At 55.7% G+C, this 18008-nt stretch carries 20 protein-coding genes and 2 tRNA genes; 8 read left to right on the forward strand and 14 right to left on the reverse strand.

The genetic code is table 11. The features are described from left to right. Nucleotides 1-58: 58 nt before the first annotated feature. Both UR289_RS03325 and UR289_RS03330 read right to left on the reverse strand, forming a co-directional pair. Complete coding sequence (locus UR289_RS03325) at nt 59-565, reverse strand: CS1 type fimbrial major subunit (RefSeq protein ID WP_021240847.1); 507 nt, start codon at nt 563-565, stop codon at nt 59-61. 75 nt (nt 566-640) lie between these two features. Beyond that, complete coding sequence (locus UR289_RS03330; protein ID WP_172620518.1) at nt 641-1384, reverse strand: fimbrial protein; 744 nt, start codon at nt 1382-1384, stop codon at nt 641-643. Between the two features lie 309 nt (nt 1385-1693). Here UR289_RS03330 and UR289_RS03335 point away from each other — a divergent pair, with 309 nt between their 5' ends. After that, entirely contained in the window at nt 1694-2449 is a 756-nt protein-coding gene (locus UR289_RS03335; protein ID WP_033145134.1) for a winged helix-turn-helix domain-containing protein, read from the forward strand. Then, a complete protein-coding gene (locus tag UR289_RS03340) occupies nt 2446-2922 on the forward strand; it encodes a hypothetical protein (RefSeq protein WP_033145135.1) in 477 nt (158 codons plus the stop codon). The genes UR289_RS03335 and UR289_RS03340 overlap by 4 nt, the downstream gene beginning before the upstream one ends. Before the next feature lie 54 nt (nt 2923-2976). Here the strand turns inward: UR289_RS03340 and yccA are convergent, their stop codons facing one another. Next, nucleotides 2977-3636, reverse strand: coding sequence for an FtsH protease modulator YccA (gene yccA / locus UR289_RS03345; protein ID WP_023335168.1), 660 nt, complete (start codon nt 3634-3636; stop codon nt 2977-2979). 269 nt (nt 3637-3905) lie between these two features. Here yccA and UR289_RS03350 point away from each other — a divergent pair, with 269 nt between their 5' ends. Next, complete coding sequence (locus tag UR289_RS03350; protein ID WP_214538273.1) at nt 3906-5534, forward strand: ABC transporter substrate-binding protein; 1629 nt, start codon at nt 3906-3908, stop codon at nt 5532-5534. Between the two features lie 130 nt (nt 5535-5664). After that, a tRNA-Ser gene (locus UR289_RS03355) sits at nt 5665-5752 on the forward strand. 64 nt (nt 5753-5816) lie between these two features. Here UR289_RS03355 and UR289_RS03360 read toward each other — a convergent pair. Then, the gene (locus UR289_RS03360) at nt 5817-6221 is read right to left on the reverse strand and encodes a GNAT family N-acetyltransferase (protein WP_033146518.1); all 405 of its coding nucleotides are present in this window, start codon (nt 6219-6221) and stop codon (nt 5817-5819) included. 313 nt (nt 6222-6534) lie between these two features. Between UR289_RS03360 and UR289_RS03365 the strand changes: the two genes are divergently transcribed. Next, nucleotides 6535-6792: a YjhX family toxin gene (locus UR289_RS03365; RefSeq protein ID WP_021240841.1), complete on the forward strand. Its 258-nt coding sequence runs from the start codon at nt 6535-6537 to the stop codon at nt 6790-6792. 124 nt (nt 6793-6916) lie between these two features. Here UR289_RS03365 and UR289_RS03370 read toward each other — a convergent pair whose 3' ends face one another. From UR289_RS03370 to UR289_RS03395, 6 genes are all read right to left on the reverse strand, one after another. Beyond that, nucleotides 6917-7753 carry an alpha/beta fold hydrolase gene (locus tag UR289_RS03370; protein ID WP_032658141.1) on the reverse strand — a complete coding sequence of 279 codons (837 nt, stop codon included), beginning with the start codon at nt 7751-7753 and terminating at the stop codon, nt 6917-6919. A gap of 250 nt (nt 7754-8003) precedes the next feature. Further along, nucleotides 8004-8222, reverse strand: a complete 219-nt coding sequence (locus UR289_RS03375) for an acyl carrier protein (protein ID WP_008499867.1) — start codon at nt 8220-8222, stop codon at nt 8004-8006. Between the two features lie 17 nt (nt 8223-8239). After that, nucleotides 8240-9673 carry an AMP-binding protein gene (locus tag UR289_RS03380; protein WP_320709156.1) on the reverse strand — a complete coding sequence of 478 codons (1434 nt, stop codon included), beginning with the start codon at nt 9671-9673 and terminating at the stop codon, nt 8240-8242. Continuing rightward, nucleotides 9670-10788, reverse strand: a complete 1119-nt coding sequence (locus UR289_RS03385) for an MBOAT family O-acyltransferase (protein WP_167818346.1) — start codon at nt 10786-10788, stop codon at nt 9670-9672. The genes UR289_RS03380 and UR289_RS03385 overlap by 4 nt, the downstream gene beginning before the upstream one ends. A gap of 9 nt (nt 10789-10797) precedes the next feature. Then, a complete protein-coding gene (locus UR289_RS03390) occupies nt 10798-10920 on the reverse strand; it encodes a hypothetical protein (RefSeq protein ID WP_023335174.1) in 123 nt (40 codons plus the stop codon). After that, nucleotides 10917-12053 carry a D-alanyl-lipoteichoic acid biosynthesis protein DltD gene (locus UR289_RS03395; protein ID WP_033146519.1) on the reverse strand — a complete coding sequence of 379 codons (1137 nt, stop codon included), beginning with the start codon at nt 12051-12053 and terminating at the stop codon, nt 10917-10919. The genes UR289_RS03390 and UR289_RS03395 overlap by 4 nt, the downstream gene beginning before the upstream one ends. A 276-nt stretch (nt 12054-12329) precedes the next feature. On the opposite strand from UR289_RS03395, the gene UR289_RS03400 reads away from it, so the two are divergent. Further along, nucleotides 12330-12417, forward strand: a tRNA-Ser gene (locus tag UR289_RS03400). Nucleotides 12418-12461: 44 nt separating this feature from the next. Here the strand turns inward: UR289_RS03400 and UR289_RS03405 are convergent. From UR289_RS03405 to hpxO, 3 genes are read right to left on the reverse strand one after another with little or no spacing between them, the layout of a single operon-like run. Next, the gene (locus UR289_RS03405; RefSeq protein ID WP_320709157.1) at nt 12462-13397 is read right to left on the reverse strand and encodes a PDR/VanB family oxidoreductase; all 936 of its coding nucleotides are present in this window, start codon (nt 13395-13397) and stop codon (nt 12462-12464) included. Nucleotides 13398-13408: 11 nt separating this feature from the next. Further along, entirely contained in the window at nt 13409-14443 is a 1035-nt protein-coding gene (hpxD, locus tag UR289_RS03410; RefSeq protein WP_058840868.1) for a molybdenum cofactor-independent xanthine hydroxylase subunit HpxD, read from the reverse strand. A gap of 17 nt (nt 14444-14460) precedes the next feature. Continuing rightward, complete coding sequence (hpxO, locus tag UR289_RS03415) at nt 14461-15615, reverse strand: FAD-dependent urate hydroxylase HpxO (protein ID WP_320709158.1); 1155 nt, start codon at nt 15613-15615, stop codon at nt 14461-14463. 239 nt (nt 15616-15854) lie between these two features. Between hpxO and uraD the strand changes: the two genes are divergently transcribed. Together uraD and uraH are read left to right on the forward strand one after the other, a co-directional pair. Beyond that, nucleotides 15855-16355 carry a 2-oxo-4-hydroxy-4-carboxy-5-ureidoimidazoline decarboxylase gene (gene uraD / locus UR289_RS03420; RefSeq protein WP_320709159.1) on the forward strand — a complete coding sequence of 167 codons (501 nt, stop codon included), beginning with the start codon at nt 15855-15857 and terminating at the stop codon, nt 16353-16355. After that, nucleotides 16352-16675: a hydroxyisourate hydrolase gene (gene uraH / locus UR289_RS03425; RefSeq protein WP_033145142.1), complete on the forward strand. Its 324-nt coding sequence runs from the start codon at nt 16352-16354 to the stop codon at nt 16673-16675. The genes uraD and uraH overlap by 4 nt, the downstream gene beginning before the upstream one ends. Here uraH and guaD read toward each other — a convergent pair. Continuing rightward, complete coding sequence (gene guaD / locus UR289_RS03430) at nt 16655-17974, reverse strand: guanine deaminase (protein WP_320709160.1); 1320 nt, start codon at nt 17972-17974, stop codon at nt 16655-16657. The two genes, uraH and guaD, sit on opposite strands and share 21 nt — an antisense overlap. Nucleotides 17975-18008 lie beyond the last annotated feature (34 nt).

Here is an 18008-nt window from a genome sequence, read left to right on the forward strand (position 1 = left end):
ATCATCCTGACGTCAGAGGGTGGGCACCCTCTGACGTTATTCCTTAGGTGCTGTGGTGTTACGCACCGCCTTCCGTGGTAGTCGCCTGCGTCAGCATCAGGCTGACAACGCCGCTGTACTGACCGGTTTTCAGAATGCCTTTGGTGGTCTGAGAAATGGTCAGCGGCAGTACCGCTGAACCGTTTTCAATGCTTCCCGGGAACAGTTCGGTACCGGTATATTCCACATCGGCGGTAGAGAGGGTTTTGTCGCCCAGCTTCACCGTCATTGGGATGGTCTCAGCACCGTCGGCATTTGCCAGCTTCGCGGCGCTTACCAGACGGACTTTCACGTTGCTGGTGGCGGAGTTAGACCACACCTTGGTATTCAGGCGATAGCTTTCCAGACCGCGGCCTGGCAGGTACTGCATATCGATGCTTGCCGGCAGCGGCGTGTTATCGGCCTGGGTCATATCCAGCTGTGAATCAACGCTGGCGTTGACGGTAATATCTTTTTGGATCGCCAGCGCGCTAACGGACGTGGTCATCGCGGCAACAATCATCAGAGGTTTAAAGTACTTACGCATTGATATCTCCATATTTACAAATGAGCACCCTGGCTCTTTAAACAAACCCTTTTGGGTCTTTACGGTAACGTCGTGTTATTGCACGACGGGTAAATCAGCTTCTTCAGCGGTTTTATTCACCCAGTTGAAGTAGCGGAATTTATATTTCTGGCCTTGTGTATTTGTGAGCGTTTTTAATTTCCGTTCGGTATCCGGATAAATCGTCGCGTCTTCTTTAACCCATTTACACGACGAATCTCCGTCACAAATACCGATCTCTCTCAGCGGCACGCGCAGCGTACCGTTGTTTTTTAACGTGCCCCTGCGAGGGTCTATCGAGAGTGAAACCACACTTTTTTCCGGGGCGAGGTGGATCAGGGCGCCCCAGATCACATTGACGCCCAATGTCGCCGTCGCAGCCGGGCTTTCTGCCTTGCCGGGAATAATGCTGTCAGGCTGCTTTACCCCTTCAAAATAGACGCGCCAGGTGGTCTCTTTTTCCGGTGGCGTAAGCGATACCAGACGAACGACGCGCATGGCGCCTGCCGCGAGGGCAAATTTTTCGGGCGTGACAACAACGCCGCCTTCTTTCCACGAGGCCACATCAATCTCTTTTTCCTGGGCCGTGCCGGGATTAAGAATTTTCTTTTGCCTCACCCGAATGAACTGAATATCATCCGTTTTCGACGCTACCTTAATTTGCGCCGCACCGGACCTGTCCACATTCAGTTCCATGGGGTACACGCTCATATTGGCCATTGCCATTTCTGAGAAAAATGGCAATGACAGCGCGGCGACATAAAAGGCGGTTGTCATGTTCACTCTATTTTTCTGTTTCACATTCAGTCTGCCTGCTCTGAGTTCATCGGCGGCGCGTTAACACCAGGACACCGTCTGCTTTCGTATTGCTTCAGGGCAGGGAAACTTTAACCAGAACAGCGGTTTGTGAAAATTTGTATTAATTAACTCGTTAAATACAGGTTTTTATCCTGCTTTTCTGTCTTTAAGGTTGTATAGTTAAGCGAAAATACCGCGGCCAGGGATAGGAAGAAAATTCCTTCTGATGAAAAAATAAGCAGGTCAGGAGGCGGTTTTCATGTCGATGTACCAGGGATTAAAAAAGCATGCGGTAACAGCCGAGAATAAAAGATGTTTTTTATATGCAATAATTCGTTGTTATTCGATCCTGAAGCACATGCAATAAGTCTTGTTGGACAACCAGAATCTGTATTAACGCTTTCGGCGCCAGCCGTGCGGCTTTTGCAGGAATTTATAAAACACAAAGGGCACGACCTGAGTCGGGAGGAATTGATCACTCGCGTTTGGGAGGAATTTGGCTTTACGCCATCGGGAAATAATCTCAATAAAGCGGTAAGCGAATTACGTAAAAGCTTCCAGTCTCTGGGAGAGGGGCACGAATTTATTGTGACCGTACCCCGTTACGGATTTCGCTTTGATGCTGAGGTGATTTTTCAGCCGGGGGAGAATATTCCATCCGTCGATCCGCAACCCTCGGTCGCACCGCAAGAAGTAAAGCCTCAACGCGCCTCCATGAAAAAATGGGCGATTGTGGCCGTATTGATCGTCGCTGCGCTGGGGACGAGCCTCTACTTCAGCCGACAGCAGGGGATTTTCATTCCGGCGAAACTCAAGCCGGTTAAGGAAAAAATCGCGCGTTGCAGCATCTGGATTATCAACGATCACGGACGACCGCTGGTGCTATCGAAATTAGCGGAGCGGCTGGAGGCTAATAACGTGGCGTGCGGACGGGAGGAGTACGACATTTATTATTTCAGCGCCCGTTTTACTATTTCCGCTGCAGATGAGGTGTTTATTGGTGCCTGTCCGGTCAGCAAAACCAGCCTGTGTAAAACCATACGTTATAAAAGCGGGGCACAAAAATGAAAATAAAACTTCTTTTTGGCGTGGGCGGTGTACTGGTTGGTTGTTCGCTGGCATTTTTTTACTATTCCGGCAGCGTGGGTAAAAAGGATGTGCTGGCCTGCAGCACTGAATTTAATTTCACGCGCAATGAGGGAAAAGCCAGTGAAGTGAAGGTCAATACCGTTGCCCAGTTCTATTTTCATCGGGACGGTACCGGGTTGACCACCTATAAAGGCGCGGCAAGGGCTGGCGGGCAATGTTTGATCGTTGACAGGGATGTGGATTTTACCTGGCAGCAGCGGGACGATGATAACGTCATCGTATTGAGCTACACCAAAACCTGGCGTCGGCACAATGACAATACGCCTGATGCTCAGTGGGGTAGCTTCGCCAATCCGACCGCACGCTACTACCTGACGATCTCTGAACTCTCGCCTTCCGTGTGGCTGATTCAGGACCGGCGCTATCCCACCTATATTTGCCGGGGTGAGTAGGGCATAAAAAAAGGAGAATGCCACAGGCATTCTCCTTTTTCGTATCCGTTGTGCTTAATCGCGGCTGGCGAAGCCCAGGATGCTCAGCAGGCTGACGAAGATGTTGTACAGCGACACATACAGGCTCACGGTGGCGCGGATATAGTTCGTCTCGCCGCCGCGAATGATGTTGCTGGTTTCAAACAGGATCGCGCCTGAAGAAATCAGAATAAACACGGCGCTGATTGCCAGATGCAGGGCAGGCAGCTGCAGGAAGATGTTTGCCACCATGCCCACCAGCACTACCACAACACCCGCCATCAGCATACCGCCGAGGAAGGACATGTCCTTACGCGTGGTCAGCACGTAGGCCGAGCAGCAGAAGAACACCAGCGCGGTACCGCCCAGCGCCATGCCGATAAGATCACCCATACCGGCAGACAGATACGCATTCAGCATCGGCCCCAGGATGTAGCCCAGGAAGCCGGTGAAAGCAAACGCGGACAGGATGCCGACGGGCTTGTCAGCGGTTTTGTAGGTCAGGAACATCAGACCATACATACCCACCAGCGTCAGGATCAGCCCCGGAGACGGCAGCATCAGAACGGTGCTGGCGGTGGCGGTGATCGCTGAGAAAGCCAGCGTCAGGCTGAGCATGAAATAGGTATTGCGCAGCACCTTATGGGTGCTGAGTAGCGATGTGCGGTCGCGTGAAGAAGTAATTATACGATCCATGAGTCACTCTCTTATGACAGATGTAATTAGTGGAAAGAATAGGAAACGGCACGCCAGTCTCAAAGTGGTTTTACCCATCTTTACTCAGCACGTTAGCGCTGGAGGCGGTTATTTCTTCTGCAGAAATCCGTTTCGCCAGTATGAACAGCGGTTTGCGACAATTTACCAGATCAAGCTCTTATAGGTTACTGAAAAATATTGCGTTATTACCATTCGAACGCTAAGAGTTATTTCCGGATCGTCATAAAACAGACTATAAGGCGAAGGAAATGAAACCACAAACACGCACTCACTTTACGCTTTCTTTGTTAACCGCAGGGATCCTGTGCGCCAGCACGGCAGCCTGGGCGGCTAACGTGCCGACAGGAACCGCGCTGGCCGACAAACAGGAACTGGTCAGAAACAACGGCAGTGAACCGGCTTCGCTCGACCCGCATAAAGTCGAAAGCGATGTCGAATTCAATATTATCAGTGATCTATTCGAAGGGCTGGTGGGCGTTTCCCCGGCAGGCGAAGTTCAACCCCGACTGGCGGAAAAATGGGAGAACAAGGACAACACCGTCTGGACGTTCCATTTGCGCCCGGGCATCACCTGGAGCGACGGCACGGCGATTACCGCTGAGGATGTGGTCTGGAGCTGGCAGCGCCTGATCGATCCGAAAACGGCTTCGCCGTATGCCAGCTATCCGGGCAACATGCATATCGTCAACGCGGCCGATATTGCTCAGGGAAAAAAAGCGCCCGATACGCTGGGCGTAAAAGCGATTAACGACACCACGCTGGAAGTGACGCTCACGCAGCCAAACGCGGCCTTCCTCGCGATGCTGGCGCACCCGTCACTGGTGCCGGTGGATAAAGTGCTGATTGGCCGCTTCGGGGATAAGTGGACCAAGCCGGAGCATTTCGTGAGCAGCGGGGCGTATAAGCTGTCGCAGTGGGTGGTCAACGAACGCATCGTGGCAGAGCGCAACCCGCGCTACTGGGATAACGCGCATACCGTGATTAACAAAGTCACCTACCTGCCCATCACCTCTGAGGCCTCGGATGTGAACCGCTATAAGGCGGGCGAAATTGACATCGTGTACACGGTGCCGATCAACCAGTTTGCCCAGCTCAAGAAAACCCTGGGCAGCGAGCTGGACGTTTCACCTCAGCTGGCGACCTATTACTACGAATTCAATACCACCCGGCCGCCGTTTAACGACGCGCGCGTGCGTAAGGCGCTGAACATGGCGCTGGATAAAGACATCATTGCCGGAAAAGTATTAGGGCAGGGGCAGCGCCCGGCGTGGCTCATCAGCCAGCCGGATATCGGCGGCGTGAAGCTACAGAACCCGGATTACGCCAGTTGGCCGCTTGACAAGCGCATCGCGGAGGCGAAAAAGCTGCTGAACGAGGCCGGATATAACGCCAGCCATCCTCTGAGCTTCAACCTGCTCTACAACACCTCTGAATCGCACCAGCGCATCGCGATTGCGGCCAGCTCCATGTGGAAGAAAAACCTTGGCGTGGAGGCAAAGCTGCAAAACCAGGAGTGGAAAACCATGCTGGATACCATGCACACCCACAACTTTGACGCGGTGCGGTACGCGTGGATTGCCGATTACGACGATGCGGCGACCTTCCTGAACAACTTCCGCACGGGCGACAGCGAAAACACCAGCCAGTACAGCAATCCGGAATACGATCGGGCGCTGCTCGATGCCGCAAAAGCCAAATCAGCGGAAGAGCGGGGTAAGTTCTACCAGCAGGCGGAAGATCTGCTGGGGCGTGATGTGCCGGCTATTCCGGTTTATCACTACGTCCGCACCCACCTGGTGAAACCGTGGGTAGGCGGATTTACGCCGGATAAGCTGGGGTACTATTTCACGAAAGACATGTACATCAAAAAACACTAGGCCTGTGCTGATAAAATCGTCGATGTGTCGTCAGTTCAACCGATTAAACACGTTTTGACTATTTTTACAGCGAACGAGTGCAGCCACTCTTTACAGCACGCGGTGAGGTGTTTATAGTTCGCCTCACTTAGGAAGTGTGGCCGAGCGGTTGAAGGCACCGGTCTTGAAAACCGGCGACCCGAAAGGGTTCCAGAGTTCGAATCTCTGCGCTTCCGCCAGATATAAACCCCAGGTTACTCGTTAACCTGGGGTTTTTCTTTTGCCTTAACGCGGGTTTGTCTGTCACCAGATTCTGGCCATTCCTTCGCTTTCCGGGCGAACGAGCGTAAAACCAAATTTTGCATAAAGCTCAGGCACATCCGCCATTAAACAAACGTAGGCCCCTTTACAGGCATGGGTATCCAGCCAGGCTACAAGCGTTTCCATAATGACTCTGCCAAGCCCTTTCCCCTGATAAAGGGGATCAACGGCGACATCGACAATATCGAAATTCAACGCACCGTCCCCCACGATTCGCCCCATACCCACTGGTTTACCCTCATAAAGAATATGCATGCCGTAACAGCTGCCAGGCAGTGCTTTCCGGGCTGCCTCCAGAGGACGAGGGCTGAGGCCCGAGATTTCGCGCAGCCGACAAAACGCTTCTGCAGTGGGGACGGTCTCAACAACGGTATAGTTATCAGGCATAAAAAAGCTCCAGTCAGTGTCCATCAGGGGATCCCAGTCTGGCAGTAAAACTGACTAAACACGATTTTTAGGATCGATCCGCCTCACACTTTTAAGACTCTGCTATTTCCCTGTAAAAAACAGGCGTTATCATTCATCCCGTAAATATATTGCTATCTCTTACCGAGGCTTTGATGCTGGAGAATGTTTTCATCAGATAATCAGTTTCCCGCCCTTTTCAGGACGGACTGGTTATCGCTGCGCTTAAACCTTACGCGCGCACCTGCGGGTGTGGGCTCGTTTTTACGCATGATGATTACACAGGTTTTCCAGTATGAATTTATCCCGTCAGGAACAACGCACCTTACACGTTCTCGCTAAAGGTGGACGTATTGTGCACGTCCGCGACAGCTCTGGCCGCGTCACTTCCGTAGAGTGCTACACCCGTGAAGGGCTGGTGCTGAGCGACTGCACGCTTAGCGTCTTTAAAAAACTCCGCACCAAAAAGCTGATCCGTTCCGTGAACGGGCAGCCTTACCGCATCAACACTACCGGGCTGAACAACGTTCGCGCCCAGCTGGATAATCGCTAAGCGGAATAAACAACGCCACCCGCGGGTGGCGTTCATGCATTGAACTGGCAATTTAGCGATATCGTTGCGGATGCAGGAATGTAGGCCGGGTAAGCGCAGCGCCACCCGGCAATAAAGGCGACGTTTAAGAGCGGATAAAGGCCAGAATGTCCGCGTTGATGGTGTCCGCATGGGTGGTATGCATCCCGTGCGGGAAGCCCGGATAAATTTTCAGTACGCTGTTCGCCAGCAGTTTATCCTGCAGCAGGGCAGCGTTTTTATACGGCACGACCTGATCGTCATCGCCCTGCAACACCAGAACGGGAACCGTGATGGTTTTCAAATCTTCCGTCTGGTCGGTCTCTGAAAACGCCTTAATCCCCTCGTAGTGGGCCTTAGCGCTGCCGATCATCCCCTGACGCCACCAGTTCTGGATCGTACCCTGTGAAACGTCCGCGCCATCCCGATTAAAGCCGTAGAAAGGCCCGCTGGCGACGTCGAGGTAAAACTGGGCGCGATTAGCCGCCAGCGCTTTGCGGAAGCCGTCGAAAACCTCGATGGGCGTTCCGCCGGGGTTACTGTCCGTTTTGACCATCAGCGGCGGGACGGCGCTGACGAGCACCGCTTTGGCGACGCGCCCCTGCGGTTGCCCGTACTGCGCAACATAGCGGGCGACCTGTCCGCCGCCGGTGGAGTGACCGACGTGCACGGCATTGCGCAGGTCCAGGCTTTCAACCACGGCCGACGCGTCGGCCGCGTAATGATCCATATCGTGGCCTTCACTCACCTGGTCCGAACGCCCGTGTCCACGACGATCGATAGCGATAACGCGATAGCCTTCAGCGAGGAAGAAGAGCATCTGGTTATCCCAGTCATCGGCACTTAGCGGCCAGCCGTGGTGGAAAACAATGGGTTGAGCCTCTTTTGGGCCCCAGTCTTTGTAATAAATATTGACGCCGTCTTTCGTTGTTACGAATGCCATACCGCAGACTCCTCTGTTAAAGGCAAAACGTTCCCCGGCTGAGCGCACAGCGAATCATTAATGCCTTAATTAAGTTGGCTTTTTTCTGTTTCCCGTACCGACAGTACTCCTAAAGTGTAGGAGAAATAGTAAAAGCGGTTGGTTTCATTCCTGTGAAAGGGGCAGGACAGCGTTCAGGGGGAGGGGGAACGAATGAAGGCTCCGGAGAGATCCTCCTGAGCCTTCAGGGCAGCATTAACAGCAGGGGCGTTTAGCGGTTTTCTTCAATATAGCGGGCCAGGTCCGCCGGGGTTTTTAGCACCGTCGCCACGTCAGTTGGCGGGATCATGCAGCCGTAAACGTCCTGCACTTCCAGCACCATATCGACCGCCAGGATGGAGTCGAGAATGTCGGATTCAATCAGTTCATCGTGAAAGCCCACCTTACGGGATAACACTTTTTCGAACAGGGCGAGAATTTCTTGTTCCATAATTTTTCCTGGAGTCATTAATTTGTGCGGGCGTAAGCGTCCAGTAGCTTGCGGTCAATTTTGCCGTTAGGATTCAGCGGCAAAGCGTCTTTTACGATAATTTGTGAAGGCACCATATAGTGCGGAACGACCTTCGACAGCGATGTTTTGATGGTGTCCGGCGCCATATCCGTCACGCAGAACGCGGCAATGCGCAGTACGCTGCCGCAGGATTTCATCAGCGGCAGGACCACCGCTTCGTTGATGCCGGACATGGCCAGCAGGCGGTTCTCGATCTCGTTGATTTCAATACGGTAGCCGTTCAGTTTGACCTGGCTGTCGTTGCGGCCCTGACAGTAGATCAGCCCCGCCTCATAGCCCAGATCGCCGGTCCGGTAGCCGCGAAACGCTTCATCTTCCCGACGGAGTAATTTCGCCGCGTTCTCCTGCGGCAGGCCGAGATAGCCGCGCATGACGTTTTTACCCCAGATAATCAGCTCGCCGTCGGCGGAAATTTCCATTTTGCTCTCAGGCATCATGACGCCCACCGGCAGCACGGCGCTGTCGCTGTTCAGGATCGCATCCGTGATTTCAACCACGGTCGTCGCAATCGTCGCTTCCGTAGGGCCATACGAGTTAATGATTATGGCCTGCGGGAAGCGGCGGCGAAGCTGTTTAACCAGCGCTTTATTGAGCACTTCACCAATGAAGATAAAGACGTTGAGCGCGGGCAAATACTCGCTGTTGAACTGCGGGGAAAGCAGCTGCTGGTATGCAAAAGAAGGGGTGGAAACCCAGGCGGAGACCGCGTTGCTTTTCAGTCGCTCCAGCCAGTTCTCTTTCTGAATGTCCTCTTTGGCGTTCAGCACGATGTGTCCGCCCATCGCCAGATTCGCCAGCAAAGGGATCAGGGAGAGGTCAAAGCTGAATACCGCGTGGTTCATCAGGACCGGTTTTTCCGGCAGTGAAAAGTCCTGGCTGACCCATTTCATGAAGTGCCATACGCTTTCACGCCCAATCTGTACGCCTTTAGGTTTACCGGTGCTGCCTGAAGTAAACATGATGTAGGCCAGATCCTGCTCCTCCAGTACCTTGCCCGGTTCCCCGGTGGCGATGAACTGCCGGGTCACGACGTCGTAATAGTAAGGGGCGCTGGCCAGATGGCAGATCTCCCGAAGGCGCTCCTGCGGATAGATGCAGTCCACCGGGATGTACGGAATGTTGTGCAGCAGGCAGCTATAAATTGCCACGGCGAACTCGGCCTGCTGGTGACCGTACAATACGACCGGCGTACCGGCAACAGGCTGGCAGCGCTGATAGCGCTGCGCCCAGTCCGTCACGGCAGCGGAAAGCTGTAGCCAGCTTAAGGCTTCGTCGCTGCCGCTGATGACCAGCTGCTGCGGGGAGGCGGGATCGCACAATGCCGCACGTAAGAAATCCTGCAGTTCCTGAAGATCGGAGTGATTTTTCATAGAGGTGACATTCCACTAAAGATGTAAAGGGATCCCGCGGCGCTTCCCAGCGTCAGAATTCGCCCTAAAAACGCAACGGCCGGATACTGCAGGCCGCGGTGCAATGCCGGGCTGCGTTTGGCTGACCACAGCAGCATATTGTGAGCGACGGAAATCGCGCCAAACAGCGCGCCGCTGATGACGTAATGGCGTTCCAGGCCATTCCATGCCCCCATGCAGAATAAGGTGCAAAAAATACCGATATTTTGCGCCAGCGTTTTGTTCTGACGGAAAAAGTTCAATTTCATCAGGTTCATATAAACGGGCATAAACACCACATCGCGCAGCCATTCAGACAGGCTGATGTGGAAGCGGCGCCAGAAATCCTGCGGGTTCTTTGCCAGAAGCGGCATGTTGAAGTTTGCCGGAATATTGAGTCCAAACAGGCGGCCTGCGCCGATGGCCATATTGCTGTAGCCCGCAAAATCAAAGTACAGGTAGGTGCTGTAGGCAATCGACATCACCACGCCCACGGTCAGCGTAAACGGCTTATGGCTCCAGGGTTGCACGACAAGCGAATCAATCAGCATGGCAAACAGGAACTTCTGGACAATGCCGGTAATGATTTGCTCCAGCGCGACTAAAAACTGTTCGCGGTTAAGGGCAAATACGGGCTTGCTGACGTCACTCATCCACGTCCGCCAGCGGTACATTGGGCCGGCCAGGATAATAAAGGGCATAAACAGATAACAGAAATAGTGCAGGAAATTCTGACCTTCTTTTTTACTGCGATAGAGCAGCACGTCCAGCGCGCGGAACGTCATAAAAGAGAGGCCGATCATGCCCCAGTGGTTATTTAAATGTAATTTCACCAGCAGCAGCGGCAATAATGTCAGAACGACTGCCTGCCACGTTTTTAACCATCCCTTCTCTTTAAGCGTGGCAAAAACATAAAAGCTGAAAAAAACGGCGGCGGGGGCAATATAATCGCCCTGAAATATATATCCCCATCCCAGCGCCGTTAACACCGAGAGCGCAGATAACCAGGTCAGACGATGGCGCAATACGCGATTAACCAGCGCAAACGCCAGCGCGGATGAAAACAAATAAACAAAAAACATTCCTGAGCTGTACATCATTCGGCCTCAGAACTTTTGATATTCAAAATGCAGCTGCATGCTCATGCTGTCATCGACAGAGGTCCACGCGACGATGGTGATCGCCAGCAGGAGATAAAGGAAAAAAAGACGGATCGCGATTTTCATCATTTAAAACTCTGTGCAATAAAGCGAATCATAGGAACCCAGGCCAGTTCGGAAGGGTGCAAACGATCCCAGTTCCAGCCATTCTGATAAGGCATGGCGTACATATCTAAATAAGGGATCTGGTTTTTTTCCAGAATGGTTTTTATTTGTTTATCAACCGGACGGAAGGTATCGGTATTGTAAAGCGCCCAGGGGTTAACCGGGTCGACGATAGCAATCACCTGCACGTGGTGTTCTTTAAGCAGCTGGACGGTTTTACTGAAGGCGGCGATTTGCGCAGGCACGACCGGCGTGTCATCCCACTGCTGCCGCGTACTGTCCTCCTCGTAAATCGTTTTGTCCATCCACAGGGTGGCCGCGCTCTGCTGGCGTTTTTTATTTAACTCGCGCGCATTCGCCAGCTCTTTATCCCAGTCGGGGGCAATGTGGGCGGCTGGCTGCTGCGGCCAGGGCTGTACCGTCTGGGGCGTGATGTTGAGCAGCGCCAGCCAGTCGTTTTTTATCAGGGTGCAGACGTTGGCAAACTGGAAGCTCAGCTCGTCCCACATCAGATCGGGGTGCCAGCCAAAGACGCGCATTTGGCCGAAGGTTAAATGGCTTATTTCTTTACTATCAATATGCTTTAAATAATTAACCAGCAGCGGGCGCGCCTGCGGATCCTTCATCAGCGGATTAAAAATAGAGCCGGGGAAATTATCGGCATAGATAGCCGGTGGCAGCCCTTTTGAATAAAAGCTGTCAGGAGCCAGAAGCAAAACAACTTTACTGTTTGCGTTAAGGCTATTTTTAAAACGAGAGAACAGTAAAAATTGCGTTTCATCATCGACGAACGCATCGCCATACGCCACGACGGGTTTGTGTAATTGCTTATTAAAGTAATTATATACAGCGTAATGTTCATCTTCTGAGGTGGCCACCTCAGACGCGCCAATGAAGAAAATAGCATTCCCTTCTAAGGCATGGGAAATAGTCGCAATTTTTTCCGCTTGTTCTTTCGGCGTGCCCGCCATTGATTTAATCAGCGGCTGGAAGGTGAGGGGCGGATTGAAGCTCGTCACCAGCGGGTGAACACAAAGGAACAAAATGGCCAGGGTCGCCATCAGGATATGTAAGCAAAGCGTATTTTTGATTTTCATCATCAACCAGTAACACTGCATGGCAGTAATTTCTAAATCTGCGGGTACTCAGATTTATAACAATTACACAACAAATGACCGTTTATTTTTGTGGCATTCTATACCAGAGCGATTTAAAAGGATGAGCGTTGCTGTGTAACGGTATGTACAAGGGGGCTGTGACCGGTGCGCGGCAAGCGATTGGGTGATTTTTGCGCAGTCAAACGCCGGTGGGTGAAAATAGAAAAATTCCTGCTTTACAAGGGGCTAATAGATGTTTATAGTGCGCCTCACTTTGGAAGCGTGGCCGAGCGGTTGAAGGCACCGGTCTTGAAAACCGGCGACCCGAAAGGGTTCTAGAGTTCGAATCTCTACGCTTCCGCCAAATTTGAAAACCCTGCGATAGCAATATCGCAGGGTTTTTTCGTTTTACAGGGCAATCACCAGCTCCCCGGAATGGCTCCGCGAACAGCACAGCGCCACCTGCTGGTCCGTCCCGCCTTTTTCTGCCTCCGACTGCACGCTATCCCGGTGATCCACCACGCCGTCAATCACCGGCGTCAGGCACGCCCCGCAGATCCCCATTTCGCATGACAGCGGCACGTCCACGCCGTTTTCCTGTAGTACCTGAGCGATGGTTTTATCCGCAGGCACCGGCCAGCGCTCCCCGGTGGAGGCGAGTTTGACCGTAAAGATCTCGCCCGCGTCACCGCGTGCGGCAGGGGCCGCGGGCTGAAACGCCTCGCTGTGAAGATGGCCATCATCCCATTCCCTGGCCGTCGCCACGTCTCGCACTTTTTCCATAAACCCTGCCGGGCCGCAGATCCAGGCGTGAAGCCCCGCCTCAGGTGCCGGGAGATGCTCTGCCAGCGCCGTGCGCGGGCTGGCGGTATGAATCTGGCACTCACCGAACCGGGAGAGTTCGCGCGCAAAGGCCGCGCTTTCGCGGCGTTTGACGTAATAGTGCAGCGTAAACGGCGTTCCGGCCGCCTTCAGCTGCAGGGCCATCGCATACAGCGGCGTAATGCCAATGCCTGCCGCCAGCAGCAACACCCGCTCAGCCTGATGCAGCGGAAACAGATTGCGCGGGGCAGAGATCGCTAATTTCTGCCCGGGTCGCAGCGTCTCGTGAACGTAACGCGATCCGCCGCGCGAGGCGGTTTCCCGCCCCACGCAGATAAGATAGCTCTCGTCTCCACACGCACCGGTCAGGGAATACTGGCGCACCGCGCCGCAGGGCAAGTGGACATCAATGTGCGCGCCGGGCTGCCACGCCGGCAGCGCGTTACCGTCTTCAGCCACCAGCCTGACGGCGAGGCTTTTGTCGCCCTCGCGCCACAGCCCGTCAACAATTACGCTCAGCATATCGGCCTCCGTCATACGAGGAAAAATTCGCCAAAGCCCATCTTCTTCAGTCCCCGACGGTAGGCAATTGAGCTCTTATCGGCGGGAATATGGGCTTCCAGCGTCAGATCCAGCGGCAGACTTTCCGGGCGCTGGGTTTCCACCATCAGGCGATCCTCTTCAAAAATGCGCAGATTGAAGGCATGCACATCCTCCACCGGAATATGCAGGTCAAAGTTACGCGCGATAGGGGCGAACATGCGGGTGACGCGCGATGACACGGGCGACGCGGCGTTCATGATGACCAGTCGCGATTCTCCCGGAAAATGAATCGTCAGGGTGGCGGTAAACGGCAGATGCATTTCAAAATGGCGCAGCCACTGGAACCCTTCCGGCGCCTGCACGGGTGAACTGGCGGGATAGTTGCTCACGGAGCTCCAGTAATCGGCAACAAAACCGAACGGCGTCTCCTGCGGTTGATAGGTGGGGACCCGCTGATTATTGGGGTCGGCAAAGGTCTCGGTGTGGATCCAGGCAAAGTGCGCCACGTCCAGAAACCCCTCTACCTGACGACCGGCAAAGCCGTTCACCTCAAACGCCGGGCAGTTGATCTGCTGAAATCCGTCGTCATCCCAGTGCGGCATGGTGGGCAGCGGCACAGGATTGTCCGGGTCAAACGCCAGGCAGGTCCAGATCAGGCCGAAGCGCTCCTCCACGGCGTAGTTAATCAGGTTCAGCTTCGCCGGAACGGGCTGGTCGGGGCTGGACGGAATACGGTTGCAGCGCCCGTCTTCTCCAAAGCGTAAGCCGTGGTAGGGGCAGATAATTCCGTGCTCGTCGTGAAAGCCGAGCGTCAGCGGCACGCCGCGGTGCGGGCAGACGTCACGGGCGACCACGACCTGGTCGTTAATCCGGTAAATCACCAGCTGTTCGTCCAGCAGGGTCGCCTTGACCGGCGCCGGGCCGACGTCGCAGGCGCGCGCGACCGGATGCCAGCATTTCGCCAGGCGCAGCCAGTCCTCTGGCTCAAACGTGCAGTGGGCGGGTGGAGTCGGTTCTCTTTTCATCGTTGTCCCTCTTGCGTTCAGCCTAACGGGCCGCCCTGAATGGTCTCGCACAGACCGTTGATGATGCGCTCACCGGTCTCCTCTTTGAGCTCCTGATACCAGGCCTGCGTCAGAGCCATGTCTTTCCCGTGGGTGACGTCGCAGCGTTTACGCGCCTTCAGCACCAGGTCGCGCACCCGGTCGCAGCGCAGCGCTTCGTACTGGCGCAGCGCCAGCGTAATGCTGTGGTTTTCACGCAGGCACTCACCCAGCACCACGGCGTCTTCCATCGCCGCACAGCCGCCCTGGCCGATATCCGGCGTGGTGCTGTGCGCGGCATCGCCGAGCAGCGCGACGTTGCCGCGCACCAGGCTGTCGAACGGCTCAATGTCGTGGATTTCAATGCGGTTGGTCGTTTCAGGATCCAGCGCCGCGATAAGCTTCTGCACCGGCGGCGCCCAGCCGCGGAAGTAGCCCGTGAGGTCGGCGCGCAGGGTGGTGCGATCCTCCGCCAGGCCCGCGGGTAGCGGTACGTCAAAAAAGAAGTAGAAGCGTCCGCCGGAAACGGGCATCAGCGACACGCGTTTGCCTTCGCCAACGAAGGTGGTCCACTGGTGCGCCGGGGCGATCTCTTCGTCAATCTTCACCAGCCCGTTCCAGTTCACGTACCCGGCGTAGCGGCGCTCCGGGGTATACCCCAGCACGTACGAGCGCACGGCGGAGTGGCTGCCGTCGGCGGCAATCAGAAAATCGCCGGCTGCCGTGGTGCCGTCGGTGAAGGTCACGCTCACGCCCGCGTCGTCTTCGCTTACGCGTTCGACGCGCTTGCCGAACTGCACCCTGTCGCGCCCCCAGAAGTCCAGCATTTCGCGCTGAAGCTCAGCGCGCGAGACGGGGCAGGGGCGCCCGCCGGTACGCTCAACCAGCGGGGCAAGGCTGAAGCGGGTCAGGGTGTCGCCGCGCCGGTAATCCTTGTAGGCCATAAAACGCATCGGCCCGCCGTACGTCTCGATGATGTCGCCCATGCCGAGGTGCTGCATGCATTTCACGCCGTTAGGCCAGATGGAGATGGCCGCCCCGACGGGCCGGATCTCTTTGACGGCTTCAAACACGGTACAGTCGATGCCCGCTTTCTTCAGCGCGACGGCGGCGCTCAGGCCGCCAATACCCGCGCCAATGACGATTGCTCTCATGCTTCTCTCCTTTTGCAGGGTGTAAAGACATTCAGCAATTTGCGTACCAGGCTGCAGAGTGGCAAAAACGGCGTTGTGAGGGCGACGTTTGCACTGCTAAGGTGCGCAAACGCGGTGAGCGTGCCTTTTTTTGAATCAAAAATTTCCAGTTGAGCTATACGGAATCGACTGTTTCACGCCCGCGTTCAGAGTGGCGTGGTTTGTGCAATAACCCGGAGGAAGACAATAAAGGAGACGCTATGATCGCACTGCACGACTTCAATCATCTTCCCCACGAAAAGGCATTAGCGCTGATTCATCCCTGCGTGGCGCTCCCCGGCTGGGCCGATGCGCTGGCTCTGGGGCGACCCTACGCCAGCCGGGACGAATTGTTCAGTACGGCAAAAGCGCTGACGCAAAACTGGGACGAAGCGGCGCTGGCGCAGGCCCTGAGCGCTCATCCGCGCATCGGGGAAAAGCCCGCAGGTTCACAGGCGGAGGCGGCGCTGTCGCGCCAGGAGCAGGGCGCGGTGAATGAAGGCGATGCTGCCCTTGCCCGGGCGCTGCGCGAGGGCAATGCCCGCTACGAGGCCCGCTTCGGACGCGTGTTTCTGATCCGCGCGAAGGGCCGCAGCGGCGAGGAGATTTTACAGGCGCTGCACGCGCGGCTGGAGAACAGCGACGCGCAGGAAGTCCGTGCCGCGCTGGAACAGCTGCGGGAAATTACGCTGCTACGGCTGGAAGGAGTTATTAGCGAATGAGCACACTCAGCACCCATATTCTTGATATCTCGACGGGCAAGCCCGCACAGGGCGTGACGGTCCATCTCGAACGGGAGGGCGAAATAATGGCCTCGGGCGTGACCAACGTCCAGGGGCGCATCGCCGCGTTCGTTCCCTCTCTGCCCGCAGGCCGCTATCGGCTGGTGGCGGAGATCGGCGCGTGGTTTAGCGAAACCGGTCGCGACACGCTATACCCCTGCGCGCAAATTGATTTTGTGACGGGAGAAGCGGCAGACGAGCATTTCCATCTGCCGTTTGTGATTGCGCCCGGCGGGTGGTCAACCTACCGGGGAAGTTGACCACACCCGCTCGCCGTTGACCCAGGTCTCGCTGATGTTGCGCTCGTCGCCGAGGGTCATCAGCACAAAAAGCTGCTCGTAGATATCCTGACAGCGGCGATTGCGCAGGCGCTGCAGCGGCGTCACGTCAGGGTCGATTACCACGAAATCCGCCTCTTTGCCGGGCGCGAAGTTGCCAATCTTATCGTCGAGCCTGAGGGCGTGCGCGCCACCCAGCGTGGCGTGGTAAAACGCCTCGCTGGCGCGCAGGCGGTAGCTCTGAAGCTGGCCGACCTTGTAGGCCTCCCCCAGGGTGCGCAGCATGCTGAAGGTGGTGCCCGCGCCGACGTCGGTGCCGATGCCCATCCGCACCCTGTGCTGCCAGCAGGCGGGCAGGCGAAACAGCCCGCTGCCGAGAAACAGGTTAGAGGTGGGGCAAAACGCCACCGCCGAACCGGTGTCATGCAGGCACTGCCACTCGCTGTGGTGAAGGTGAATCGCGTGGGCGAACACGCTGCGCTCGCCGGTCAGGCCGTAGTGGTGATACACGTCCAGATAGCGCTCGTGCTCCGGCCAGAGGTCGCTCACCCAGGCCACTTCGTTGGGATTTTCGCTCAGGTGGGTCTGCATCCAGGTATCCGGGAACTCCTCTCTGAGCAGGCTGACCGCGGCGAGCAGCTCGGGGGATGAGGTCGGGGCAAAGCGCGGGGTAATGGCGTAGCCCAGCCGTCCCCGGTGGTGCCAGCGCTGGATCAGCGCACGCGTCTGCCGGTAGCTCTGCTTCGCGTCTTCGCTCAGGTAGTCCGGCGCGTGTCTGTCCATCATCACCTTTCCGGCGATTAGGCGCATGTTGAGGCGCAGGGCTTCGGTAAACAGCGCCTCGACCGATTCCGGATGCAGCGTGCAAAACACCAGCGCGGTGGTGGTGCCATTGCTTACCAGCTGGCGAATGAAAAATTCGGCGATCTCTTTCGCGTAGGCTTCATCGGCAAACTGGCTCTCCACCGGGAAGGTGTAGGTGGTCAGCCACTCCAGCAGCTGCTCGCCAAAGGCGCCGATCATCTCCGTTTGCGGATAATGGACGTGGGTGTCGACAAAACCGGGCAGCAGAAGCCTGCCGCGCAGGTCGGTATAGCCTTTATGAGGGTCAAGATACTGCTCGCCCTCCTGCCACGGCATGTGCGCCAGAATTTTCCCGCCCTGTATAAACAGCAGCCCGTCCTCAAGGTAGCGCGCGTGCCGGGCAATCGCGTCTGCGCTGTCGCAGACCTGGGCAATATCAAAAAATGCACCGCGGATCGCTGTCTGGTAATCCATCATGATTCCTGCCTTAGTGTTTGCGTAGCGGGGTGAG

Source organism: Enterobacter sp. 302C9 (assembly GCF_034106085.1).
In the GTDB taxonomy this organism is placed as follows: domain Bacteria; phylum Pseudomonadota; class Gammaproteobacteria; order Enterobacterales; family Enterobacteriaceae; genus Enterobacter; species Enterobacter asburiae_B.